Here is a 22,848-nt window from a genome sequence, read left to right on the forward strand (position 1 = left end):
TCGCGGCTCTCCCTGCCCTGTCGGTCGCTACCCTAGATCAATGCGCGAGCGCCGCAATGGCCTCTGCCTTCGCGAGCATCCTGCGGGCGGTTTCGACATGCAGGTTCTCGACGATCCGGCCGTCCAGCACGGCCACGCCCTCGCCGCGCGCCTCGGCGTCCCGGAATGCCGCGATCTGGCGGCGCGCGAGGTCGATCTCTTCCGCGCCCGGGGCGAAGACGGCGTTGGCGGTGGCCACCTGCGCGGGGTGGATGAGCGTCTTGCCGTCGAAGCCCATGTCGCGGCCCTGCTCGCACTCGGCGCGCAGGCCGTCCTCGTCCCGGAAGTGGTTGAAGACGCCGTCCACGCAGACCTTTCCCTCGGCCCGCGCCGCCATGAGCATGTGCTGCAGCGCCTGGAGCATCGGCAGCCGGTCGGCGCGCATGGCGCAGCCCAGCTCCTTGGCGAGGTCGTTGGTCCCGGCGACGAATCCCCCAAGGCGCGGATGCGCCGCGATGGCCTGCGCGTTCAGGACGCCGCGCGGCGTCTCCATCATGGCCCAGATCGGCACGTCCGCGCCCAGCGCGTCGGCCGCGGCGTCGAGCTGCGCGGGGTCATCGACCTTGGGCAGCAGCAGCGCGTCGATATCGGCGCCGCGGATCGCCTCGATGTCCGCCGCGCCCCAGGCGGTCTCCAGCCCGTTGACCCGGACGATCCGCGCGCGCTTGCCGTATCCGCCCGCGTCGAGCTCGGTACGCAACGTGCGCCGGGCCTCTTCCTTGGCATCGGGCGCCACCGCATCCTCGAGATCGAAGATGATGGCGTCCACCGGCAGCGACCGCGCCTTCTCGAGGGCACGCTCCTTCGAGCCGGGAATGTAGAGCACGGACCGGTAGGGGCGTGAGCGCGGGTCCATCGAAGCCTCCCGTAACAAAGTTGCGCGGTAGAGCGCATTTTCTTGGCAGATGTTCAAGCCCCTTTCTGCTGCAATGCGGCAAAACCGGCCCCGCAACGGCTGCGGCACGCGCCCTTCGGCCGCCGTTAACGCCTTCTCCGGATCTTCACGGCGACGTCGCGCCCCCATCGAAGGAGATCCCGCCATGATCCGGCATGCCCTCGTCCACGCCACCGGCCTCGCGCTCATGGCGCTTGCCGCGACCACCGTCGAGGGCGAAGCCTTGCCCGGCTGCGGGCCGCGGGACGCGATGCTCGAGGAACTCGCCCGGGGCTGGGGCGAATCGCGTCGCGCGGCGGGTCTCGCCTCCGGGGCGCTCGTCGAGCTTTTCGCCAACCCGGACACGGGAAGCTGGACGCTCACCGCGACGACGGCCGCGGGCCGCACCTGCCTGCTGGCATCGGGAGAGGCGTTTTCCGCCCACGACGCGCCGCCCCCGGGCCGCGACGGCTAGGTGAGCGCGTCCCAGATCAGCTTCGCGCCGGTCAGCGTGAGCAGCGTGTAGGTCAGCAGGAAGAAGGCGCGCTCCGGCACGAGGAAATGCGCCTTCACGCCGAGCCACGCGCCAAGCACCGCGAAAGGGGCGAGCGCGGCGTTCGCCATGAGCGTCTGGGCCGTGAAGATGCCGAGGACGCCGTAGGGAATCGCCTTGGCGATGTTGAGCGCCCAGAAGATCAGCACCGTTGTCGCCTGATAGGTCGTCTTGTCCGGCCGCCCCGCAAGCAGGTAGACGGCGGCCGCCGGGCCGCCGGCATGGCTGACGAAGCTCGTGAAGCCCGCGGTGAGCCCGGCCAAGAGCCCCCAACCCCGCCCCGGGCGGCGCGCGGCGGGCCGGATGACGCCACGCGTCTCCAGCACGCGCCAGGCGACGAAGGCCAGGCTGATCGCCCCGATCAGGAGCCGTATCAGGTCGTCGTCGGCCACCCGCCAGAGCGCCGCCCCGAGCGCGACGCCGGGCAGGCCGCCCAGGATGAGAAGCCGCGCCGCCGCCGGATCCCAGCGCCGCCAGTAAGGTGGCAGCGTGACAAGATCGATCAGCATGAGAAGCGGCAGCATGATGCCGAGCGCCTCGCCCGGCGGCATCACGAGGGCCAGGACCGCGGCGGATGCGAAAGCCGCGCCCGAGCCGAAGCCGCCCTTCGAGACGCCGGCGAAGACCACCGCGAGCGCCGCCAGCACGAAGATGCCCGGATCGTTCAGCATCGCCCCCTCCCCGCACGCAACACGCGTCGTGGTTCAGGCTTAGCCGCTCGGGCGGGCGCGCGACAGCCCCGCTCCGCTCTTGCGATGCGCTGCGCGAGGCTCTAGGCCATGCGGCGTCTGCAATCGACCGGAGAGACTTTCATGGCCAGACCCAAGATCGCCCTGATCGGCGCGGGGCAGATCGGCGGCACGCTCGCCCATCTCGCCGCCATCAAGGAGCTCGGCGACGTCGTCCTGTTCGACATCGCCGAAGGCACGCCCGAGGGCAAGGCGCTGGACATCGCCGAATCCGGCCCCGTGGAGCGCATCGACGCCGCGCTCAAGGGAACGCAGGATTACGGCGACATCGCCGGCGCCGACGTCTGCATCGTGACCGCCGGTGTGCCGCGCAAGCCCGGCATGAGCCGCGACGACCTTCTCGGCATCAACCTCAAGGTGATGAAGGCGGTCGGCGAAGGCATCCGCGACAACGCCCCCGACGCCTTCGTGATCTGCATAACCAACCCGCTCGACGCGATGGTGTGGGCGCTGCGCGAGTTCTCGGGTCTTCCGCACGAGAAGGTCTGCGGCATGGCCGGCGTCCTCGACAGCGCGCGCTTCCGCCACTTCCTGAGCGTGGAGTTCAACGTCTCGATGAAGGACGTGACCGGCTTCGTACTCGGCGGGCATGGCGACACGATGGTGCCGCTCGTGCGCTATTCCACCGTGGCGGGCATCCCGCTGCCGGATCTGGTGAAGATGGGCTGGACGACGCAGGAAAAGCTCGACGCGATCGTGCAGCGCACCCGGGACGGCGGTGCGGAGATCGTGGGGCTGCTGAAGTCGGGTTCCGCCTTCTACGCGCCCGCCGCCTCGGCGATCGAGATGGCCGAAGCCTATCTCAAGGACCAGAAACGCGTGCTGCCCTGCGCGGCCTATGTTTCGGGCGCCTATGGCCTCGACGGCATGTATGTCGGCGTGCCCACGGTGATCGGTGCGGACGGCATCGAGAAGGTGGTCGACATCGCGCTCAACAAGGACGAGCAGGCGATGATGGACAAGTCCGTCGACTCGGTGCGCGGCCTCGTGAAGGCGTGCAAGGAAATCGACGAGACACTCGCCTGATACCGGCGCGACGCCCGCTCCCGGGCCCGCCCCATGGCGCCGGCCCGGGAGTGGTCTGCCGCGCGGCGCGGGCACCTGCGCCCGCGCGGACACGAAAATGTTCCGCGGAGCGCCCGGTCGGAAGCGATTCTTGCCGGCACGGGCGCACCCGACGCCAGTTTCGTGATCACACCCCGAAAATGCGTGATCACAAACCTCCCCAAGAATGCACAAAACCGCGTGACAGACCAGAAAACGGTTTCGACCGGGTGCGACAATATGAGTATACCGGGATAAACGAACCGTGACGGGACAGTGCTGAATGAACATACATGAATATCAGGCCAAGGCACTTCTGCGGGATTACGGCGCGCCGGTGAGCGACGGGCGCGTGGTGCTGAAGGCCGAGGATGCGAAGACCGCCGCCGGAGAGCTCGACGGCCCGCTCTGGGTGGTGAAGGCGCAGATCCACGCGGGCGGTCGCGGCAAGGGCCACTTCAAGGAGGACGGCGCCGGCGAGAAGGGCGGCGTGCGCCTCACGAAGTCGGTGGAGGAGGCCGCCGAGGAGGCGCGCCGGATGCTCGGCCGCACCCTCGTCACCCACCAGACCGGCCCCGCGGGCAAGCAGGTGGGGCGCATCTACATCGAGGACGGCTCCGGCATCTCGCGCGAGCTCTACCTTGCGCTCCTGGTGGACCGGCAGACGAGCCGCGTGTCCTTCGTCTGCTCCACCGAGGGCGGCATGGACATCGAGGAGGTCGCCGCGTCGACGCCGGAGCGGATCCTGTCCTTCTCGGTGGATCCGGTGACCGGATACCAGCCCTTCCACGGCCGCCGCATCGCCTTCATGCTGGGCCTCGAGGGCAAGCAGATCAAGCAGTGCGTCGGCCTCATGGGCACACTCTACAGGCTCTTCGTGGACAAGGACATGGAGATGCTGGAGATCAACCCGCTCATCGTGACGGACGAGGGCGAGCTGAAATGCCTCGACGCGAAGATGAGCTTCGACTCGAACGCGCTCTACCGGCACGCCGACATCGCGTCGCTGCGCGACGAGTCCGAGGAGGATCCGAAGGAACTCGCCGCGTCGAAATACGATCTCAACTACATCGCGCTCGACGGCGAGATCGGCTGCATGGTGAACGGCGCGGGCCTCGCCATGGCGACGATGGACATTATCAAGCTCTTCGGCGCCGAGCCCGCCAACTTCCTCGACGTGGGCGGGGGCGCGACGAAGGAGAAGGTGACCGAAGCCTTCAAGATCATCACGTCGGACAAGAACGTGAAGGGCATCCTCGTCAACATCTTCGGCGGCATCATGCGCTGCGACATCATCGCCGAGGGCGTCGTCGCCGCCGTCAGGGAGGTGGGGCTCGAGGTGCCGCTGGTCGTCCGGCTCGAGGGCACGAACGTCGAGCAGGGCAAGGAGATCATCAACAATTCCGGCCTGAACGTGATCGCGGCGGACGACCTGTCCGACGCGGCCGAGAAGATCGTCAAGGCGGTGAAGGGGTAAGGATCATGGCAGTTCTCGTCGACGAAAACACCAAGGTGATCTGCCAGGGCTTCACCGGCTCCCAGGGCACCTTCCACTCCGAGCAGGCCATCGCCTACGGCACCAAGATGGTGGGCGGTGTCACGCCCGGGAAGGGCGGGCAGGAGCATCTGGGCCTGCCGGTCTTCAACTCCTGCCACGAGGCGGTGCAGCAGACCGGCGCGAACGCCTCGGTCATCTACGTGCCCCCGCCCTTCGCCGCGGATTCGATCCTGGAGGCGATCGACGCGGGCATCCCGCTCGTCGTCTGCATCACGGAAGGGATTCCGGTGCTCGACATGATGAAGGTCAAGCGCGCGCTTGAGGGATCGGAAACCACGCTGATCGGGCCGAACTGCCCCGGCGTGATCACCCCCGACGCCTGCAAGATCGGCATCATGCCCGGCCACATCCACAAGCGCGGAAAGGTCGGGGTTGTAAGCCGTTCGGGCACCCTTACCTACGAGGCCGTGAAACAGACGACGGATGTCGGCCTCGGCCAGTCCACCTGCGTGGGCATCGGCGGCGATCCCATCAAGGGGGCCGAGCACATCGACGTGCTGGAATGGTTCCTCGCCGACGACGAGACGGAAGCGATCATCATGATCGGCGAGATCGGCGGCTCGGCCGAGGAGGACGCCGCGGACTTCCTGAAATCCGAGGCGAAGAAGGGCCGCTCCAAGCCGACGGCGGGCTTCATCGCCGGGCGCACCGCGCCCCCGGGGCGGCGGATGGGCCACGCGGGCGCCATCGTCGCCGGCGGCAAGGGCGGCGCCGAGGACAAGATCGAGGCGATGAAGTCGGCCGGCATCGTCGTGGCCGACAGCCCCGCCGGGCTGGGCGAGGCGGTGCTGAAGGCCATCGGCTGAGCGGGAGTGCCGCGAAGGAGGCACGTAGCATGGGGTTTTCGGAGGCAGTCCGAAACTGCCTGGGCAAATACGCCACCTTCTCGGGCCGCGCGCGGCGGCCCGAATACTGGTGGTTCTTCCTTTTCGTGATGCTGGGCGGCCTCGTGGCGCGCCTGGTCGACGGGGCGCTTTTCGGCTTCGGCACGCCGGAGGCGCCCGAGACCCGCATCGTCGGCCCGCTCTTCAGCCTCGCGATGTTTCTGCCGCTGCTCGCCGCGGGCTGGCGGCGTATGCACGACACCGGCCGGCCCGGGTGGTACCTTCTGATCCCAATGCTGATTTCCCTGGCGATCCTGTTCTTCGCGGGCTTCGGGCTCGCGGCGCGCATGGCCGGGGACGGGCCGGGCGCCGGGCCGGGCGCGATGATGCCTGGCATGGGTGCGGGGCTGGCGGCGGCGGCCGCGATCGCGCAGCTCGCGGCCTCGATCCTGATCCTGTGGTGGCTGACGCGGCCCTCTCAGAAAGGCCCGAACGACTACGGCCCCGAACCGAGGGTCCGGCCCGTCACGGAGGCGCCGGCATGAGTTTCGCCGACGCCGTCACCACCTGCCTGCGCAAGTTCGCCACCTTTTCCGGGCGCGCGTCGCGCCCCGAATACTGGTGGTTCACCCTTTTCGTCGTCGGGGGAAGCCTTGCGCTAAGCGTCCTCGACGCGGCGATCTTCGGGGCCCGGGCCGTCGAGGTCGCCCCCGGCGTGATCGAGTACCGGAGTGAGGGCGTCCTCGCGACCGGCTTCTTTCTCGTCACCCTGTTGCCCGGTCTCGCCGCCGGCTGGCGACGGATGCATGACAGCGGGCGCTCGGGCCTGCACCTTCTCTACCCGCTCATCGTGATGGTGGGCATCGGCGGCTTCGCGAGCGTGGTGTCCGGCCTCGACGCGGTGCTTGCCGGCGATCTGCGCGCGATCCTTTTCGGGGCGAGCGCGATCGTCATGCATGTCGCCTTCCTGATCTTCCTGATTTCCCCCCTCATCGTCGTCTACTGGCTGACCCGGCCGTCCGAGCCCGGCTCCAACCGCTTCGGCCCCAACCCACAAGAGGTGCGCCCATGACCGAGCAAAGCCCGAACGATCTCTTCAAGGCCTCGAGCTTCATGCAGGGGCAGAACGCCGAGTATCTCGAACAGCTCTACGCGCGCTACGCCGAGGATCCCGGCGCGGTGGACGAAGCGTGGGCCGCGTTCTTCCGCGAGCTCGGCGACCCCGAGGCCGAGGTGCGCCGCGAGGCGCAGGGCCCGTCCTGGGCGCGCCCCGACTGGCCGCCCACGCCGTCGGACGAGCTGACCCACGCCTTCGACGGGCAGTGGCCGGAGGCCACGGCGCGCGCGGAGGCAGAGGCCGCCGGCGGCAAGATCCGCGATAAGGCCGAGGCGCATGGCGTGGAGGTCACCGACGACCAGGTGCAGCGCGCCGTACTCGACTCGGTGCGCGCGCTCATGCTGATCCGCGCCTACCGTATCCGCGGGCATCTGGCCGCCGATCTCGACCCTCTCGGCCTGCGCGCCAAGACCGACCACCCGGAACTCGACCCCCGGACCTACGGTTTCACCGAGGCCGACATGGACCGGCCGATCTTCATCGACAACGTGCTGGGGCTGGAGATCGCCTCGATCCGCGAGATCCTCGACATCGTGAAGCGGACCTACTGCGGCACCTTCGCGCTGCAGTACATGCACATCTCCAACCCCGAGCAATCCGCCTGGCTGAAGGAGCGCATCGAGGGCTACGGCAAGGAGGTCAAGTTCACCCGCGAAGGCCGGCGCGCGATCCTGAACAAGCTCGTCGAGGCCGAGGGCTTCGAGAAGTTCCTGCACGTCAAGTACATGGGCACCAAGCGCTTCGGCCTCGACGGCGGCGAGGCGGTAATCCCGGCGATGGAGCAGATCATCAAGCGCGGCGGCGCGCTGGGCTTGAAGGAGGTCGTCATCGGCATGCCCCACCGCGGGCGGCTGTCGGTGCTGGCCAACGTGATGGGCAAGCCCTACCGCGCCATCTTCAACGAGTTCCAGGGCGGCAGCTTCAAGCCCGAGGAGGTGGACGGCTCGGGCGACGTGAAATACCACCTCGGCGCTTCGTCCGACCGCGAATTCGACGGCAACTCGGTGCACCTGTCGCTGACGGCGAACCCCTCGCATCTGGAGGCCGTGAACCCGGTGGTGCTGGGCAAGGCGCGCGCCAAGCAGGACCAGCTCAACGACGCCGAGCGCCGCAAGGTGCTGCCGGTGCTGCTCCACGGCGACGCGGCCTTTGCCGGACAAGGCGTCGTGGCCGAATGCTTCGGGCTTTCCGGCCTCAAGGGGCATCGTACCGGCGGCACCATGCATATCGTCGTGAACAACCAGATCGGCTTCACCACGGCGCCGCATTATTCGCGCTCTTCGCCCTACCCCACCGACATCGCGCTGATGGTCGAGGCGCCCATATTCCACGTCAACGGCGACGACCCCGAGGCGGTGGTGCACGCCGCCAAGGTCGCCACCGAGTTCCGCCAGAAGTTCGGCAAGGACGTTGTCATCGACGTGATCTGCTACCGGCGCTTCGGCCACAACGAGGGCGACGAGCCCATGTTCACCAACCCGCTGATGTACAAGGAGATCAAGCAGCACAAGACCACGCTGTCGCTCTACACCGAACGGCTGGTGCGGGACGGCCTGATCCCCGAGGGCGAGGTCGAGGACATGAAGGCGCAGTTCCAGTCGCTGCTCGCCGACGAGTTCGAGGCCGGCAAGACCTACCGCCCGAACAAGGCCGACTGGCTGGACGGCCGCTGGTCGCACCTCGACCGCGAGGGCAAGGAATACCAGCGCGGCGACACCGCGATCTCCGAGAAAACGCTGGAGGACGTGGGCGTCGCGCTCACCCGCGTGCCCGAGGGCTTCAACCTCCACAAGACCGTGGGGCGCCTTCTCGAGCACAAGAAGCAGATGTTCGAGACAGGCACGGGCTTCGACTGGGCGACGGCCGAGGCGATCGCCTTCGGCTCGCTTCTCCTCGAGGGCTACCCGGTCCGCCTGTCGGGGCAGGACAGCACGCGGGGCACCTTCAGCCAGCGTCACTCCGCGCTCGTCGATCAGGACACCGAAGAGCGCCATTACCCGCTCAACGCCATTCGCGAGGGCCAGGCCCGCTACGACGTCATCGACTCCATGCTGTCGGAATACGCGGTGCTCGGCTTCGAATACGGCTTCAGCCTGGCCGAGCCCAACGCGCTGACGCTGTGGGAGGCGCAGTTCGGCGACTTCGCCAACGGCGCGCAGATCATGTTCGACCAGTTCATCTCGTCGGGCGAGTCGAAGTGGCTGCGCATGTCGGGGCTCGTCTGCCTCTTGCCGCACGGCTATGAGGGCCAGGGCCCCGAGCACTCCTCGGCGCGGCTCGAACGCTTCCTTCAGATGTCCGGGCAGGACAACTGGATCGTGGCCAACTGCACGACGCCGGCCAACTACTTCCACATCCTGCGCCGCCAGCTGCACCGAAGCTTTCGCAAGCCGCTCATCCTGATGACGCCGAAATCGCTGCTGCGGCACAAGCTCGCCGTGTCGGATGCCGAGCAGTTCGTCACCGGCTCCAGCTTCCACCGCGTGCTCTGGGACGATGCCGAGAAGGGCAACTCCGACACCCGGCTCAAGCCCGACGCCAAGATCCGCCGCGTGGTGATGTGCTCGGGCAAGGTCTATTACGACCTGCTGGAAGAGCGCGACGCGCGCGGCATCGACGACATCTACCTGCTGCGGGTGGAGCAGTTCTATCCGTTCCCGGCGATCTCGGTGGTGAAGGAGCTCGAGCGCTTCAAGCAGGCCGAGATCCTCTGGTGCCAGGAGGAGCCGAAGAACCAGGGGGCCTGGACCTTCATGGAACCCAACCTCGAATGGGTTCTGGGGCGCATCGGCGCCGAGCACGGGCGCCCGCGCTATGTCGGCCGCCCCGCGAGCGCCTCGCCCGCCACCGGGCTCGCCTCGCAGCACAAGAAACAGCAGGAGGCGCTCGTCGACGAGGCGCTCTCCATCGAAGGAAAGTGAGATAAAGATGACTGTCGAAGTCCGCGTGCCGACGCTCGGAGAGAGCGTGACAGAGGCCACCGTCGCCACCTGGTTCAAGAAGCCGGGCGACAGCGTCACCGCCGACGAGATGTTGTGCGAGCTCGAGACCGACAAGGTCACGGTGGAGGTGCCCGCGCCCACCGACGGGGTGCTCGAGGACATCGTCGCCCAGGAGGGCGAGACGGTGGGCGTCGACGCGCTGCTCGCTAATCTCGCCCCGGCCGGCGAGGTGGACAGCACCGAGATCAAGCCGCGCGAGACGCCTGCCGCGTCCGAAGCGGGCGCCGGGAAGGCCGGCGACGCGGGCGGTGATGACGACAGCGGCGCGGGGGACAGCGCGGGGGACAGCGCGGACGTGATGGTCCCCGCGCTGGGCGAAAGCGTGACCGAGGCCACCGTCTCGACCTGGTTCAAGAAGACCGGCGACAAGGTCGAGCAGGACGAGATGCTTTGCGAGCTTGAGACCGACAAGGTCTCGGTGGAAGTGCCGGCGCCCGCCTCCGGCGTGCTGTCCGAGATCCTCGCCCCCGAAGGCGAAACGGTGCAGGCCGGCGGGAAGCTCGGCGTGATCTCGGGCGCGGCGGGCGGCGCCTCCCCCGCGCCCGCATCGGATGACACGGCCCGGACGGACAAGCACGAGACCCCGCAAGAGACGGCCGGGCAGCGTGCGGACGTGGAAGACGCACCGGCCGCGAAAAAGGCCATGGCCGAGGCGGGGCTGTCGCGCGACGCGGTCACCGGCACCGGCCGCGACGGGCGCGTCATGAAGGACGACGTCGCCAAGGCGGCCGCCGCCGGAAGCGCCGCGAAGGCCCCCGCGGCCCCCGCGCAGGCCCCGCGCGCCCCGGTCCCGGCCGAGGATGCCGGGCGCGAGGAGCGGGTGAAGATGACCCGCCTGCGCCAGACCATCGCGCGCCGCCTCAAGGATGCGCAGGACACGGCGGCGATCCTGACCACCTACAACGAGGTGGACATGTCGGCGGTCATGGACCTGCGCTCGGAATACAAGGACCTCTTCGAGAAGAAGCACGGCGTGCGGCTCGGCTTCATGTCGTTCTTCACCAAGGCCTGCTGCCACGCGCTCCGCGAGGTCCCCGAGGTCAACGCCGAGATCGACGGCACCGACATCGTCTACAAGAACTTCGTCCATATCGGCATCGCCACGGGCACGCCGCAGGGCCTCGTGGTGCCGGTGATCCGCGACGCCGACGCCAAGTCCTTCGCCGAGCTCGAAAAGGAGATGGCGGAAAAGGCGAAGCGCGCCCGCGACGGCAAGCTCTCGATGGCCGAGATGCAGGGCGGCACCTTCACCATCTCCAACGGCGGCGTCTACGGCTCCCTCATGTCCTCGCCGATCCTCAACCCGCCGCAATCGGGCATCCTGGGCATGCACAAGATCCAGGACCGGCCCGTGGTGGTGAAGGGCGAGATCGTGATCCGCCCGATGATGTACCTCGCGCTCAGCTACGATCACCGCATCGTGGACGGCAAGGGCGCGGTCACCTTCCTCGTACGCGTGAAGGAGGCGCTCGAAGACCCGCGGCGGCTCCTGATGGACCTGTAGGCGGGCCTTGCGTGTCCGTCGCAAAGATCATCGCCCGCGTGCACGGGGCGTCGCGGCGCGCGGGCAGCCGTCCCCACGGCCCCGCCACCGCGTTGCCGGCCTGCAGCGCCCGCGCAGGGACGGACACACGGATTTCCAATCTGACGGTTTTGAAAACGCGCATGTTCAGCTTTACCGGAACAATGGCTAGGGTATTCGGGGCGCCCGTCATATCCCCGGTCACCACGCGTCCTCGGCCCGCTGCGCCGCCCCCGCAGTGGCCGGACGCGCTATCGGCCACGTCGTCGATCACCAAGGCAGAGATTCCATGACCCCCGAACTCACCGCCCTCGCCCTCGCCGTGCTGCTGCAGGCCGGGCAGCTCGCGCTCTACTCCGTGCTCGGCCAGAAGGTGGCCGGCCCCCGCGCCGCGATGAGTCCGCGCGACGAAGCGATTGCGCTGCCCGGCATGGCCGGGCGGGCCAAGCGCGCGCTCGACAACCACTTCGAGGGGCTGATCCTCTTCACAGCAGCCGTGGCGATCGTCACGCTGTCGCAGCAATCCAGCCCCGTCACCGCCGCCTGCGCCTGGATCTACCTCGCCGCGCGCCTTCTCTACGTGCCCGCCTACCTCTTCGGCTGGGTGCCGGGCCGCTCGCTCATCTGGGCGGCGGGCTTCCTCGCCACCCTGGTGATGATCCTCGCGGCGCTCCTGTGACTTCTTCTTGGTTCAAATACTCCGGGGGGTGAGGCGGCGCAGGCCGCCGAGGGGGGCAGCGCCCCCCTCCTCCGCCAGAAAGGGAAAGGACTGACCCAATGGCCTCCTACGACGTGATCGTTATCGGCTCCGGACCCGGCGGCTACGTGGCCGCCATCCGCTGCGCGCAGCTGGGCTTCAAGACCGCCTGCGTGGAAGGGCGCGAGACGTTGGGCGGGACATGCCTCAACGTGGGCTGCATCCCCTCCAAGGCGCTGCTGCACGCCACCCACCAGCTTCACGAGGCCGAGCACAATTTCGAGAAGATGGGCCTCAAGGTCGGCGCGCCCAAGGTCGATTGGAAAGCGATGCTCGCCTACAAGGACGACACGATCGCGCAGAACACCAAGGGCATCGAGTATCTTTTCAAGAAGAACAAGATCGACTGGCTCAAGGGCTGGGGCGCGATCCCCGCGCCCGGCAAGGTGACGGTGGGCGGGGAGACGCATGAGGCGAAGAACATCATCGTCGCGACGGGATCCGAGGCCTCCGGCCTGCCCGGCGTCGAGATCGACGAGACCGTGGTCGTCACCTCCACCGGCGCGCTCGAGCTTTCCAGGATCCCGAAAAGGATGGCGGTGATCGGCGGCGGGGTGATCGGGCTCGAGCTCGGCTCCGTCTACGCGCGCCTCGGCGCGCAGGTCACGGTCGTGGAATACCTCGACCACATCACGCCCGGAATGGACGCCGAGGTGCAGAAGGGCTTCCAGCGCCTGCTGAAGAAACAGGGTCTGGACTTCGTCATGGGGGCCGCCGTCCAGTCCGTGGAGGCGCTCAAGACCAAGGCCAAGGTCCACTACAAGCTCCGCAAGGACGAGAGCGAGGCGACCCTCGACGCCGATGTCGTTCTGGTGGCGACGGGCCGCAAACCCTTCACCGACGGCGTCGGCCTCGAGGCGCTCGGAGTCGAGATGACCGAGCGCGGCCAGGTGAAGACGGACGGCCACTGGCGCACGAACGTCGACGGGGTCTACGCCATCGGCGACTGCATCGCGGGGCCGATGCTGGCCCACAAGGCCGAGGACGAGGGCATGGCCTGCGCCGAGGTGATCGCCGGCAAAGCCGGGCACGTCAACTACAGCGTGATCCCGTCGGTGATCTACACCCATCCCGAGGTCGCCGCTGTCGGCGAAACCGAGGAGACCCTCAAGGAGCAGGGCCGCGCCTACAAGGCGGGCAAGTTCAACTTCATGGGCAACGGCCGCGCCAAGGCCAACTTCGCCGCCGACGGCTTCGTGAAGATCCTCGCGGACAAGAAGACCGACCGCATCCTCGGCGCGCACATCATCGGCCCGATGGCCGGCGACCTGATCCACGAGATCTGCGTGGCGATGGAATTCGGCGCCAGCGCCGAGGATCTCGCGCTGACCTGCCACGCGCACCCGACCTATTCCGAGGCGGTGCGCGAGGCGGCGTTGGCCTGCGGCGATGGTCCGATCCACGCCTGACCGCGGGGGGGGGGGGGCCGGGGGACGTCGCGCACCCCCGGCAGGATCCGCTCAGCTCTCTTCCGCGCTCTCCCGCCCCGGCGGGCGCGGATCGAAACCGGCCTCGGCCATCAACGCGTCCGACCGCGTTTCCACGACCTGCTCGAGGCGTGCCATGAAGGTTTCGGCGGGCAGTCCCGGCGGGATCGGCTCGAGGAACTCGACCACGGCGAGGCCGGGCTTGCGCAGGATGCCCTTGCGCGGCCAGAAGACGCCGACATTGGTCGCGGCCGGCACGCAGGGCTGCCCCGTCTCCTCGTAGAGCACCGCCGTCCCGATCTTGTAGGGCGCCTTCACCCCCGGCGCGACCCGCGTGCCCTGGGGATAGATGATGAGCTGTCCCGGCGGCGCGTCGCCGTGGCGGACTCCCTCGACCATCTGGCGCATCGCCGCGCGCCGGCGGCCGCGATCCACGGCCACGCACCCGATGCGCTTGGCGTACCAGCCCAGGATCGGCGCGCGCCCGAGTTCCTTCTTCATGATGAACTTCGGCCGTGGCACGTCGCTGACGATGAGGATGATGTCGAGGAAGCTCTGGTGCTTGGAGCCGATCAGCACCTCCTCCACCGGGACCCGTCCGCGGACCTCCGTGCGCAGCCCCACCATCCAGCGCGCCGTCCAGCGGACATAGCGGCAATAGGTGCGGACGCCGGCATAGGCGCCGCGCCGGTCGAAGATCGCCCAGGGCGTGAAGAACACGGCCATGATCGCCATCATGGCGTACATCTGCCCGACGAAAAGCACCGAGCGCGCCCAGCGCAGCATCAGGTCAGCGCCCTGAGCGTGCGCCCGGCCGCCGCGCGCGTCGCCCAGAACGCCACGACCGCCGCGAGAGGCGGCACGAGAAGCGGCGCAAGCCAGTGCCAGCCCCGAAAGCCGAGCCCCGTGAGGAAACTGTCCTCACCGCTGCCGCCGCCCGGCAGCGCCGCCACCGCGATCATGCCGAACGCCGTTCCCACGGCCGCGCCGGTGAGCGTGCGGAGCGTGAAGCGGCGCACGAAGGCGCGCGCGATGTAGACGTCGCGCGCGCCGACGAGCCGCAGCACCGCGATCACCTGCGCGTTGGCCGCCAGCGCTGCCTGCGCGGCCAGGGTGATCATCGCCGCCACCGCCGCGCCGATGAGCGCGATCGAGACCCAGCCCAGAAGGCGCAGACGGTCGGCCGCCTGCACCAGCGGACGGCGCCAGCGGGTGTGATCGTCGAGGACCGCCCCCGGCACCTCCGCCGCGAGACGCAGTCGAAGCCCCGCCGCGTCGTAGCCCTCTTCGGTCTCGATGATCTCGATGAGCTGCGGCACCGGCAGCGTGTCGAGCGGAAGGTCCGGCCCGAGCCAGGGCTCCAGCAGCGCGCGCTGCTCTTCCGGCGCCAGCGCGCGTGCCCCGGCGACCCCCGGCGTCGTCTCCAGCAGCCGCAGCGCCGCGCGCGTCTGTTCCGCCATCTGCCCCTCGGGCGCCGAGATGCGCAGCGTGGCCGAACGGGCGAGTTCCTCGCCCCAGCGGTCGGCGAGGCGCCCAGCGGCGAGCGACAGCGCCAGCGCGAAGACCGCCAGAAAGGCCATGGCCGCGGCGGTGAAGACGGTCAGCCGCGCGGTGATCCCGGTGGGCGGGACCACCCGGTCGGCCTGCGTGTCCCCGCGCAGCAGCGTGACCGCGCCCCTCACAGATCGGCCCCCGCCGCCTGCAACCGGCCACCGGCGATCCGGACGACGCGCGCCTGCACATGGTGTTTCGCGGCGCGGATGAGCGCAAGGTCGTGGGTGGCGACCATGACCGCCTTGCCGAGCCGGTTGAGCTCCACCAGAAGCTGAAGAAGCCGTTCCGACATTTCCCAGTCCACGTTGCCCGTCGGCTCGTCGGCAAGGATCACGTCCGGCGACATGATGACCGCGCGGGCGAGCGCGGCGCGCTGGCGTTCCCCGCCGGAGAGTTCGGGCGGCAGCGCCGTGGCGCGCTCCGTCAGGCCCACCCAGTTCAGCAGTTCGTGCAAGTCCTGTTGTGCGGCACCGCCCCCCTGCCCCGACACCGTGAGCGGCAATGCCACGTTCTCCATCACGGGCAGATGGTCCAGGAACTGGCAATCCTGGTGCACCACCCCGATGCGGCGCCGCGCCAGGGCGATGGCGTCGCGGCTCATGGCGGTCACGTCGGTCTCGAAAATCCGCAACCGGCCGGCGCTGGGCTGCAGCGCGCCGTAGCAAAGCTTCAGGAAGGTCGTCTTTCCCGCGCCCGACGGCCCGGTGAGGAAATGGAAACTGCCGGGCGTGATGGCCAGCGAGATGTCCTGCAGAAGCTCGCCGCCCCCGTAGCTGTAGCCCACACCGTCCAGCTCGATCACCGCCGCCCCCAGTTTTCCGCCTGCCCGCAGGGGCCATGTTGTGCCTCAGCACCGGTCGGGTTGCAATCGCCGGCTGCGCGGGCGAATGGGCTTTCGCGGCCTCGCACCAGCCGGTAACTTCATGCGCGGTGGGCTTGGGGAAAGGGCCGTTCCGGCGCGACGCGCCGGCTGGTTGGTCCGAGAGGAGTGGCGATGCGTCTGACTTGCCCGAATTGCGGTGCGCAGTACGAAGTTCCCGATGAAGTCATCCCCGAAGAGGGGCGCGACGTCCAGTGCTCGGCCTGCGGCATCACATGGTTCCAGAACCATCCGACCCATGCCGGAGAAGAGGCTGACGGGCCGGCGGCCGCCCCTGAAGCGGCGCAGCCCCGGGCGGAAAGCGACGACGACATGGCCGAGGACGCGCAGGACAGCGCGGAGGCGCCACCGCCGCCCCCGCGACGCGAACTCGACCCCTCGGTCGCCGATCTTCTGAAAGAGGAAGCCGAACAGGAGGCCCGCGCCCGCGCCTCGGAGGCGGCGTCCCCGATCGAAAGCCAGCCCGAGCTTGGCCTCGACGACGGCGACGGAGAGGATGCGGCAAGCCGCCGCGCCCGCGAGGCGCGCGCGCGCATGGCCCGGATGCGGGGGGAGGTGGCTTTGGAAGCGGACGCGCCGGTCGATCGCGACGCCGACGCCCCGGCAGAGCCCGCGGACACGCCCGACATCCCCGCCCCGGCGCAGGAAGAGGAGGTCGCGGCGGCCACCGGATCGGCCGCCGCAGGCGCGCGGCGTGATCTTCTGCCCGATATCGACGCGATCAATTCGACGCTGCGCGCCACCGACGAGGGGACCGCGATCCACGACGCCCCGGCCGCGGACGACGGTCACGAGCCCGAGGAGACAGGCAGGGGCGGCGGCTTCTCCCGCGGCTTCGCGATCGCGCTGCTTCTGGCGGTCATGCTCGTCGTCACATACGCGCTGGCGCCTCAGCTTTCCCGGGACATCCCGGTGCTCGCCCCCCTTCTCGAAGGGTATGTCGCGGTGGTCGATGCGGGGCGGGGCTGGCTCAACGGGCAGGTCACCGGCATCCTCGTCTGGCTCGACGGCCTCACGGAGGCGAAACCCGCGGATCTCGACACGGCCTGATCACCGCGCCTTTCGCGATCGCGCCCGGGATCAGAAGCGGTCCAGCAACCGTTCCAGATACTCGCGCTCGATCTCCGGGCGCTCGCTGTCGCCGCTCCGGCGGCGCAGCTCTTCGAGAAGGTCGCGCGCCCGGCGATAGACATCGTCCCCCTGAAGAAGGCTGTCTTCGGTGCCCATCTGGCCCGCGTTGCCCGCGCTGCGTCCGAGCGGATCGCGGGACTCGCTGCCCGGATCCCCCTCGGCCATGCCCTGCTGGCCCTGCCCGTTCTGGCGCTGCTCCTGCGCGAGCGCTTCGCCCATGTTGCGCAGCCCTTCGCGGAGCGCATCCATGGCCTCCGCCTGGCGGTCGATCGCCTCGGCGAGGTCGCCCTCGCGCAGCGCGCCCTCGGCGCCTTCCATCGCGCCCTCGGCCCGATCGAGCGCGCGCCGCGCCTCCTCGCCCGCCTCGCCGCCGAGGCCGGGCAGGTTTCCGCGCTGGCGGTTCAACTCCTGGCGAAGCGCGCGCTGCCGGTCGGCGAGCGACTCCTCGGTGCCGGGCGCATCGCCCTGCCCCTCGCCCGGGCGGGCCTGTTGCTGGCCGCCCTGCCCGGGCTGCTGCTGACCGGGCGCCTGCCCCTGCCCCTGTCCGGGCTGCTGGCCGAACTGCTGACCCTGCTGTCCTTGTTGCCCCTGTTGACCTTGCTGACCCTGCTGGCCGGGATTGAAGCGCTCCTGGAGATCGCGGAAGGCCTCGTCGGAAAGACCCTGCTGGTTGCGCAGCGTCTCCGACAGACCTTCCATCGCCTGCTGGCCCGGGGATTGCTGACCCTGCCCCTGACCTTGGGTCACGCGCATGTTCTCCATCATCTGCTGAAGCTGGCGCAACGCCTCCTGCGCCTCGGCCATGCGGCCCTGCTCCATCAGCTCCTGGATGCGGTCCATCATGCGTTGCAGGTCGTCCTGCGACATTTCCATGCCGGGCATCTGCTGGGCCATCTGGTCCTGCGCGCCCTCTTCGCCGTCGCGCTGCGCCTGGCGGGCCAGTTCGTTCAGGTATTCGTTCGTCGCCTCGCGCAGCTCCTGCATAAGTTCGGCGATCTCCTGGTCGGAGGCGCCGTTGCGCATGGCCTCCGAGAGCCGGTCCTGGGCCCGGCGCAGCCGTTCCAGCGCGTCCCCGAGATCGCCCTCTTCCAGAAGGATGGCGAGATCCCAGAGCGCCTCGGCGATCTCGTCGCGCTGCTCCCCGCTGAGCCCGCCGCCATGGTTCGTGAAGGTCTCCATCCGGTGCAGAAGCACGCGAAGCCGCAGGTAGGCCGTTTCGGAGCGGAACACGTCGTCCGGGCGGTGCGAGACGGCACGCAGCACCTGCGCCACCCGGCGCGCGTTGTCGCGGGTCCACAGCAGGTCGCGGCGCTGCTCTGCCACCGCGGCGGCCAGCGGATCGAAGAAGCGGCGGCCGGGCAGATCCACGGTCGTCGGGGCGGACGCGCCCTGCTGCCCCGCGGCGTCCTCCACCGAAAGTTCGACGCGCACCGGCAGGTTGGCCCAGGGGTGCTTCGAGAAGTCCTCGATCAGGCTTTCCTCGAACTCGGCCCGATCCCCGGTGACCGGCATGGGCAGCGGCACCTCGATGGCGGGACGCGCCTCCGGCTCGGCGGCAAGGCCGTGCTGCCGCTCCACCGCGTCGAGATCGAGGGCGAGCCGCGCCGTGCCCGCCACCACGCCGTAATCGTCGCGCGCCGTGAAGGGCAACGTCATCTCGCCGCGCGCCGACGCTTCCGCCTCGCCGGCAAGGCTCACGCGCGGAGCGGCGTCGCCACGAAGCGCGACATCCCAGCCGCGGCCCCCGGGTCCGTCGATCTCGATCCGGCCCGAGCGCGCAACGTCGAACCCCTGCGAGGGCTCCGCGGCCGGTTCCGCGGGGGCCTCGCGCTCCGAGACGGTCTCGGCCACGGACAGCGCGCCCACCTCGCCGTAAAGACGGATCGTCACGCGGCTACCCTCGGCGACGGAAAGCTCGCCCGCGGTAATGTCGTTGAGATAGACGGCGGGAAGCCCGGTGTAGGCGGGCGGTTCCACCCAGCCCTCCCAGGCCGGCCCGCCGGCCAGCGCGCTCGCCTGCCCGGGGGCCATCTCGGTCACCGAGCCGACCCGCCAGACAGAGCCGAAGACGAGCGCGACCGAGAGGGCCAGCAGCGCCACGTAACGCAGCGCGAAGGGATCGCGCGACGAGACCCGCAGGTCGGGGGGCGCGGCGCGTGCCGCCGCGACGCGGGCGGCCATTCGGCGCTGATGCGCCGCCCAGACGGCCGCCGAGGCCGCGTCGCCCGCGCCGATCGCCTGCTCGTCGAGCAGCGTCCGGATCGGCCGGCCCGCCATCGTCGCATCGAGCCGCACCAGCGTCTCGGCCGGCGAGGGCCAGCGGAACCGGCGCGCTCCGTGGATCGCCGCAGCGGTCGCGCCCAGACCCGCGAGCGCGCCCGCGGCCCACACCGCCTCGACCGGCACCATGTCCTGAACGCCGAGCATGAGAAGAGCGAGCGCCGCGGCCAGGATCGACCAGAGCGGCCAGAACGCCCGCACCGCGCGTTCGGCGGCCATCCCCGCGCGCGTCAGCCTGAAAGGCCAGCGTATCGCGCGGAAAACGTCGTCCTGTCCGGTCGGGTTGTCCTGCATGATCCCTTCCCTCGGCCATGAGGCACGGGCGCGTGACTGCGCCCCCGTCCTATAGCCATCCGGGAATGGTATCCCGATTCAGGATGTCGTCAAAGGATGGGCGGGCGCGGATGACGGCCACGTGATCGCCCCGCACCAGAACCTCGGGGATCAGGGGGCGGGTGTTGTACTCGCTCGCCATCACGGCCCCGTAGGCCCCGGCGGAGCGGAATGCCACGAGATCGCCCTCGGCGAGCGGGGGCAGCATCCTTTCGCGGGCGAAGGTGTCCCCCGTCTCGCAGACGGGCCCCACCACGTCGAAACGCGCCTGCGCGACGCCCGGCGCAGGTTCGACGACCGGCACGATCTCGTGCCAAGCGTCGTACATCGCAGGGCGGATCAGGTCGTTCATGGCCGCATCGAGAATGAGGAAATCCCGCCCCTCCCCGGATTTCACGTAGATCACCCGCGAGACCAGGATGCCGGCGTTCCCGGCGATGAGGCGGCCCGGCTCGATCTCCACCTCGCAGCCCAGATGGCCCACGGTGCGCCTTATCATCGCACCGTATTCGGTGGGCAGCGGCGGCGCCGCGTTCGACCGCTCGTAGGGGATGCCGAGCCCGCCGCCAAGATCCAGCCTGCGGATGTCGTGGCCGTCGGCGCGCAGGAGTTCGGTCAGCTCCGCGACCTTGGCATAGGCGGCCTCGAACGGGGCGAGCTCGGTCAGTTGGGAGCCGATATGGACGTCGATCCCCACCACCTCGATCCCGGGCAGCGCCGCGGCCTCGGCATAGACCTCCCGCGCCCGCGAGATCGGCACGCCGAACTTGTTCTCCGCCTTGCCGGTCGCGATCTTGGCATGCGTGCGCGCATCCACGTCGGGGTTCACGCGCACGGTGATCGGGGCCGTGCGCCCCATTTGCGCCGCCACGGCCGAAAGTGCCCGCATCTCGGGCTCGCTTTCCACGTTGAACTGGCGCACTCCGCCCGCGAGCGCCTGCGCCATCTCCTCGCGCGTCTTGCCGACGCCCGAGAACACGATGCGCTCACCCGGCACGCCGGCGGCGCGGGCGCGGGCGTATTCCCCGCCCGACACCACGTCCATCCCCGCGCCCATGTCGCCCAGAAGCTTCAGGATCGCGAGGTTGGAGGCGGCCTTCACCGCGAAGCACACGAGATGGTCGAGCCCCTCGAGCGCCTCGTCGAAAAGCCGGTAATGCCGCGCCAGCGTGGCGGCCGAATACAGGTAGAAGGGCGTGCCGACCCGCGCCGCGATCTCGGCCACGGGCACGTCTTCGGCGTGAAGCGCGCCGTCGCGGTAAAGGAAGTGATCCATCCTCGAACTCCAGGCCCGGGGCCCTCATGGGATGCGCGACGCGCGCGCGGCGGGACGCCCCTATGCCGCCGGGGCCTGCCGCCGCGCCCGGAAATAAAGGTAAAGCGGCAGCCCGCAGCTGACACCGATGCCGTAGATCGCCGGGATCGTGACCAGCGATAGCCAGTCGCGCCGCGCCACCGCGTCGAAGAGCACCCAGAGCGTCAGCGCGATGGCCGCGATGGTCAGGTCCCAGACGAGCCCCGTGGTAGCGGCGTTGACATACCACGCGTCGATCATTGCGCCGAGGTCCCAGCCATTCTGCCGGAACCACGTCACGAACCAGTACATCGGGTGGATCGAGCCCCAGACGGCGAGCGCGGCCCACAGATACTTGAGCCGCGCCATCAGCGCCGCCCCGACACGCCGATCTCGGCGGTTCCGCTGATCGTGATCCCGGTGGCGGGCTTCGGCGCGGGCGGTTCCGGCGCGCCGTCGGCGCCGCATCCGGCGAGCGCCAGAAGCGCCGCTGCGGTGATCGGAAGACGTTTCATCCCAATCGCTCCTTCCAGCGCGCGAGCTGCGCGCGCACCTGCTCCGGCGCCGTGCCGCCATAGGACCGGCGCGACGCCACCGAATTGTGGACGCCCAGCACATCGAACACGTCCTCGCGGATGCCCTCGTGCACCGAGCGCATTTCCTCGAGCGTGAGATCGGGCAGGTCGCGGCCCGCCGCCTCGGCCATGGCCACGAGCCTCCCGGTGACGTGGTGCGCCTCGCGGAAGGGTAGCCCGAGTTCGCGCACGAGCCAGTCCGCGAGATCGGTGGCGGTGGAAAAGCCGCTCGCCGCGGCCGTCTCCAGCGCGTCGCGGTTGGCGGCCATGTCGCGCACCATCCCCTCCATCGCGGCGAGCGCCAGCATCAGGGTGTCGGCGGCGTCGAAGACCTGTTCCTTGTCCTCCTGCATGTCCTTGGAATAGGCCAGCGGCAAGCCCTTCATCACCGTCATCAGCGCCACGTTCGCACCGAAAATCCGCCCGATCTTGGCGCGGATCAGCTCTGCGGCGTCCGGGTTCTTCTTCTGCGGCATGATCGAGGAGCCGGTGGAGAAACGGTCCGACATGGCGACGAAACGGAACTGCGCCGAGGACCAGATCACCAGCTCCTCGGCCAGTCGCGAGAGGTGCATGGCGCAGATCGAGGCCGCGGCGAGGAACTCGAGCGCGAAGTCGCGGTCGCTCACCGCGTCGAGCGAATTCGCGCAGGGCCGGTCGAAGCCGAGCTCGCGCGCCGTCATCTCCCGGTCGATCGGGAAGGATGTGCCGGCCAGCGCCGCCGCCCCGAGCGGGCATTCGTTCATCCGCGCGCGCGCGTCCCGAAGCCGGCCGCGGTCGCGCGCGAACATCTCCACATAGGCCAGCATGTGATGGCCCCAGGTGACAGGCTGCGCGGTCTGGAGATGGGTGAACCCCGGCATGACCCAGTCCGCCCCCGCCTCCGCCTGCGCGAGGAGCGCGCGCATCAGCGCGGCGAGCCCCGCGTCGGCCGCGTCGGCCTGGTCGCGCACCCACAGCCTGAAATCCGTGGCCACCTGGTCGTTGCGCGAGCGGGCCGTGTGCAGCCGGCCCGCCGGCTCGCCCACGATGTCCTTCAGCCGCGCTTCCACGTTCATGTGGATATCCTCCAGCGCGGTGGAAAATCCGAAACTGCCGCCCTCGATCTCTGACAACACCGTGAGGAGGCCTTCCCGGATCGCCTCGGCATCGCTATTGCTCAGGATGCCCGTCGCGGCCAGCATCGCCGCGTGGGCCCGAGAGCCCGCGATGTCCTGCGGCGCGAGCCGTCGGTCGAAGCCGATGGAGGCGTTGATCGCCTCCATGATTGCATCGGGACCGGCCGCAAAGCGCCCGCCCCACATCGCGTTCGAGGAATCTGCTGACATGCCGCTA

The 22,848-nt window shown here is 69.5% G+C and carries 21 protein-coding genes; 11 read left to right on the forward strand and 10 right to left on the reverse strand.

From position 1 onward, the window contains the following. Window positions 1-37 precede the first annotated feature (37 nt). Window positions 38-895: a CoA ester lyase gene (locus AB6A69_RS08145; RefSeq protein WP_371060406.1), complete on the reverse strand. Its 858-nt coding sequence runs from the start codon at window positions 893-895 to the stop codon at window positions 38-40. A gap of 184 nt (window positions 896-1,079) precedes the next feature. On the opposite strand from AB6A69_RS08145, the gene AB6A69_RS08150 reads away from it, so the two are divergent. Then, a complete protein-coding gene (locus AB6A69_RS08150) occupies window positions 1,080-1,388 on the forward strand; it encodes a hypothetical protein (protein ID WP_371037393.1) in 309 nt (102 codons plus the stop codon). On the opposite strand, the gene AB6A69_RS08155 is transcribed toward AB6A69_RS08150, so the two are convergent. After that, the gene (locus tag AB6A69_RS08155) at window positions 1,385-2,137 is read right to left on the reverse strand and encodes a sulfite exporter TauE/SafE family protein (protein ID WP_371037394.1); all 753 of its coding nucleotides are present in this window, start codon (window positions 2,135-2,137) and stop codon (window positions 1,385-1,387) included. The two genes, AB6A69_RS08150 and AB6A69_RS08155, sit on opposite strands and share 4 nt — an antisense overlap. A gap of 141 nt (window positions 2,138-2,278) precedes the next feature. Here AB6A69_RS08155 and mdh point away from each other — a divergent pair, with 141 nt between their 5' ends. The 9 genes from mdh (at window position 2,279) to lpdA (ending at window position 13,448) form a co-directional block, all read left to right on the forward strand. Next, window positions 2,279-3,241 carry a malate dehydrogenase gene (gene mdh, locus AB6A69_RS08160; RefSeq protein WP_371060407.1) on the forward strand — a complete coding sequence of 321 codons (963 nt, stop codon included), beginning with the start codon at window positions 2,279-2,281 and terminating at the stop codon, window positions 3,239-3,241. A 301-nt stretch (window positions 3,242-3,542) separates the two neighbouring features. After that, window positions 3,543-4,736, forward strand: coding sequence for an ADP-forming succinate--CoA ligase subunit beta (gene sucC / locus AB6A69_RS08165; protein WP_371060408.1), 1,194 nt, complete (start codon window positions 3,543-3,545; stop codon window positions 4,734-4,736). Window positions 4,737-4,741: 5 nt separating this feature from the next. Then, complete coding sequence (sucD, locus tag AB6A69_RS08170; RefSeq protein WP_371060409.1) at window positions 4,742-5,623, forward strand: succinate--CoA ligase subunit alpha; 882 nt, start codon at window positions 4,742-4,744, stop codon at window positions 5,621-5,623. 29 nt (window positions 5,624-5,652) lie between these two features. After that, window positions 5,653-6,186 carry a DUF805 domain-containing protein gene (locus AB6A69_RS08175; RefSeq protein ID WP_371037399.1) on the forward strand — a complete coding sequence of 178 codons (534 nt, stop codon included), beginning with the start codon at window positions 5,653-5,655 and terminating at the stop codon, window positions 6,184-6,186. After that, window positions 6,183-6,713, forward strand: coding sequence for a DUF805 domain-containing protein (locus AB6A69_RS08180; RefSeq protein ID WP_371060410.1), 531 nt, complete (start codon window positions 6,183-6,185; stop codon window positions 6,711-6,713). The genes AB6A69_RS08175 and AB6A69_RS08180 overlap by 4 nt, the downstream gene beginning before the upstream one ends. After that, complete coding sequence (locus tag AB6A69_RS08185) at window positions 6,710-9,679, forward strand: 2-oxoglutarate dehydrogenase E1 component (protein ID WP_371060411.1); 2,970 nt, start codon at window positions 6,710-6,712, stop codon at window positions 9,677-9,679. Before AB6A69_RS08180 ends, AB6A69_RS08185 begins: the two co-directional genes overlap by 4 nt. A 7-nt stretch (window positions 9,680-9,686) precedes the next feature. Continuing rightward, window positions 9,687-11,264, forward strand: coding sequence for a 2-oxoglutarate dehydrogenase complex dihydrolipoyllysine-residue succinyltransferase (odhB, locus tag AB6A69_RS08190; protein WP_371060412.1), 1,578 nt, complete (start codon window positions 9,687-9,689; stop codon window positions 11,262-11,264). 307 nt (window positions 11,265-11,571) lie between these two features. After that, window positions 11,572-11,961 carry an MAPEG family protein gene (locus AB6A69_RS08195; RefSeq protein WP_371060413.1) on the forward strand — a complete coding sequence of 130 codons (390 nt, stop codon included), beginning with the start codon at window positions 11,572-11,574 and terminating at the stop codon, window positions 11,959-11,961. A 98-nt stretch (window positions 11,962-12,059) separates the two neighbouring features. Continuing rightward, window positions 12,060-13,448, forward strand: a complete 1,389-nt coding sequence (gene lpdA / locus AB6A69_RS08200; protein ID WP_371060414.1) for a dihydrolipoyl dehydrogenase — start codon at window positions 12,060-12,062, stop codon at window positions 13,446-13,448. A gap of 51 nt (window positions 13,449-13,499) precedes the next feature. Here lpdA and AB6A69_RS08205 read toward each other — a convergent pair whose 3' ends face one another. From AB6A69_RS08205 to AB6A69_RS08215, 3 genes are read right to left on the reverse strand one after another with little or no spacing between them, the layout of a single operon-like run. Continuing rightward, window positions 13,500-14,252 (reverse strand): lysophospholipid acyltransferase family protein, encoded by a 753-nt coding sequence (locus AB6A69_RS08205; protein ID WP_371060415.1) that lies wholly within the window; start codon window positions 14,250-14,252, stop codon window positions 13,500-13,502. Then, the gene (locus AB6A69_RS08210; RefSeq protein ID WP_371055020.1) at window positions 14,252-15,148 is read right to left on the reverse strand and encodes a cell division protein FtsX; all 897 of its coding nucleotides are present in this window, start codon (window positions 15,146-15,148) and stop codon (window positions 14,252-14,254) included. Before AB6A69_RS08210 ends, AB6A69_RS08205 begins: the two co-directional genes overlap by 1 nt. Then, the gene (locus tag AB6A69_RS08215) at window positions 15,145-15,822 is read right to left on the reverse strand and encodes a cell division ATP-binding protein FtsE (protein ID WP_371037407.1); all 678 of its coding nucleotides are present in this window, start codon (window positions 15,820-15,822) and stop codon (window positions 15,145-15,147) included. Before AB6A69_RS08215 ends, AB6A69_RS08210 begins: the two co-directional genes overlap by 4 nt. A gap of 192 nt (window positions 15,823-16,014) precedes the next feature. Here AB6A69_RS08215 and AB6A69_RS08220 point away from each other — a divergent pair, with 192 nt between their 5' ends. Next, a complete protein-coding gene (locus tag AB6A69_RS08220) occupies window positions 16,015-16,950 on the forward strand; it encodes a zinc-ribbon domain-containing protein (RefSeq protein WP_371060416.1) in 936 nt (311 codons plus the stop codon). Window positions 16,951-16,980: 30 nt separating this feature from the next. Here the strand turns inward: AB6A69_RS08220 and AB6A69_RS08225 are convergent, their stop codons facing one another. Genes AB6A69_RS08225 through argH form a run of 5 tightly spaced genes read right to left on the reverse strand, consistent with a single transcriptional unit; the run spans window position 16,981 to window position 22,841 of the window. Continuing rightward, on the reverse strand, window positions 16,981-19,605 hold the full coding sequence (locus tag AB6A69_RS08225; RefSeq protein WP_371060417.1) for a TIGR02302 family protein: 2,625 nt from the start codon (window positions 19,603-19,605) through the stop codon (window positions 16,981-16,983). A gap of 49 nt (window positions 19,606-19,654) precedes the next feature. Further along, a complete protein-coding gene (gene lysA, locus AB6A69_RS08230) occupies window positions 19,655-20,920 on the reverse strand; it encodes a diaminopimelate decarboxylase (protein ID WP_371060418.1) in 1,266 nt (421 codons plus the stop codon). 60 nt (window positions 20,921-20,980) lie between these two features. Beyond that, window positions 20,981-21,307: a DUF2834 domain-containing protein gene (locus tag AB6A69_RS08235; RefSeq protein ID WP_371060419.1), complete on the reverse strand. Its 327-nt coding sequence runs from the start codon at window positions 21,305-21,307 to the stop codon at window positions 20,981-20,983. After that, a complete protein-coding gene (locus tag AB6A69_RS08240; protein WP_371055025.1) occupies window positions 21,307-21,453 on the reverse strand; it encodes an argininosuccinate lyase in 147 nt (48 codons plus the stop codon). The genes AB6A69_RS08235 and AB6A69_RS08240 overlap by 1 nt, the downstream gene beginning before the upstream one ends. After that, window positions 21,450-22,841, reverse strand: coding sequence for an argininosuccinate lyase (gene argH / locus AB6A69_RS08245; protein ID WP_371060420.1), 1,392 nt, complete (start codon window positions 22,839-22,841; stop codon window positions 21,450-21,452). Before argH ends, AB6A69_RS08240 begins: the two co-directional genes overlap by 4 nt. Window positions 22,842-22,848 lie beyond the last annotated feature (7 nt).

This window comes from Rhodosalinus sp. 5P4, from assembly GCF_041365695.1.
Taxonomy (GTDB): domain Bacteria; phylum Pseudomonadota; class Alphaproteobacteria; order Rhodobacterales; family Rhodobacteraceae; genus Rhodosalinus.

What these genes read in the sequence shown, in the direction of transcription:
- AB6A69_RS08150 (WP_371037393.1), top strand. Translation starts at nt 1,080, where the DNA reads ATGATCCGGCATGCCCTCGTCCACGCCACCGGCCTCGCGCTCATGGCG.
- argH (WP_371060420.1), bottom strand. Translation starts at nt 22,841, where the DNA reads ATGTCAGCAGATTCCTCGAACGCGATGTGGGGCGGGCGCTTTGCGGCC.
- AB6A69_RS08180 (WP_371060410.1), top strand. Translation starts at nt 6,183, where the DNA reads ATGAGTTTCGCCGACGCCGTCACCACCTGCCTGCGCAAGTTCGCCACC.
- AB6A69_RS08205 (WP_371060415.1), bottom strand. Translation starts at nt 14,252, where the DNA reads ATGCTGCGCTGGGCGCGCTCGGTGCTTTTCGTCGGGCAGATGTACGCC.
- AB6A69_RS08240 (WP_371055025.1), bottom strand. Translation starts at nt 21,453, where the DNA reads ATGAAACGTCTTCCGATCACCGCAGCGGCGCTTCTGGCGCTCGCCGGA.
- AB6A69_RS08145 (WP_371060406.1), bottom strand. Translation starts at nt 895, where the DNA reads ATGGACCCGCGCTCACGCCCCTACCGGTCCGTGCTCTACATTCCCGGC.
- AB6A69_RS08175 (WP_371037399.1), top strand. Translation starts at nt 5,653, where the DNA reads ATGGGGTTTTCGGAGGCAGTCCGAAACTGCCTGGGCAAATACGCCACC.
- lpdA (WP_371060414.1), top strand. Translation starts at nt 12,060, where the DNA reads ATGGCCTCCTACGACGTGATCGTTATCGGCTCCGGACCCGGCGGCTAC.
- AB6A69_RS08155 (WP_371037394.1), bottom strand. Translation starts at nt 2,137, where the DNA reads ATGCTGAACGATCCGGGCATCTTCGTGCTGGCGGCGCTCGCGGTGGTC.
- sucD (WP_371060409.1), top strand. Translation starts at nt 4,742, where the DNA reads ATGGCAGTTCTCGTCGACGAAAACACCAAGGTGATCTGCCAGGGCTTC.
- lysA (WP_371060418.1), bottom strand. Translation starts at nt 20,920, where the DNA reads ATGGATCACTTCCTTTACCGCGACGGCGCGCTTCACGCCGAAGACGTG.
- AB6A69_RS08225 (WP_371060417.1), bottom strand. Translation starts at nt 19,605, where the DNA reads ATGCAGGACAACCCGACCGGACAGGACGACGTTTTCCGCGCGATACGC.
- sucC (WP_371060408.1), top strand. Translation starts at nt 3,543, where the DNA reads ATGAACATACATGAATATCAGGCCAAGGCACTTCTGCGGGATTACGGC.
- AB6A69_RS08185 (WP_371060411.1), top strand. Translation starts at nt 6,710, where the DNA reads ATGACCGAGCAAAGCCCGAACGATCTCTTCAAGGCCTCGAGCTTCATG.
- AB6A69_RS08220 (WP_371060416.1), top strand. Translation starts at nt 16,015, where the DNA reads ATGCGTCTGACTTGCCCGAATTGCGGTGCGCAGTACGAAGTTCCCGAT.
- odhB (WP_371060412.1), top strand. Translation starts at nt 9,687, where the DNA reads ATGACTGTCGAAGTCCGCGTGCCGACGCTCGGAGAGAGCGTGACAGAG.
- AB6A69_RS08195 (WP_371060413.1), top strand. Translation starts at nt 11,572, where the DNA reads ATGACCCCCGAACTCACCGCCCTCGCCCTCGCCGTGCTGCTGCAGGCC.
- mdh (WP_371060407.1), top strand. Translation starts at nt 2,279, where the DNA reads ATGGCCAGACCCAAGATCGCCCTGATCGGCGCGGGGCAGATCGGCGGC.
- AB6A69_RS08235 (WP_371060419.1), bottom strand. Translation starts at nt 21,307, where the DNA reads ATGGCGCGGCTCAAGTATCTGTGGGCCGCGCTCGCCGTCTGGGGCTCG.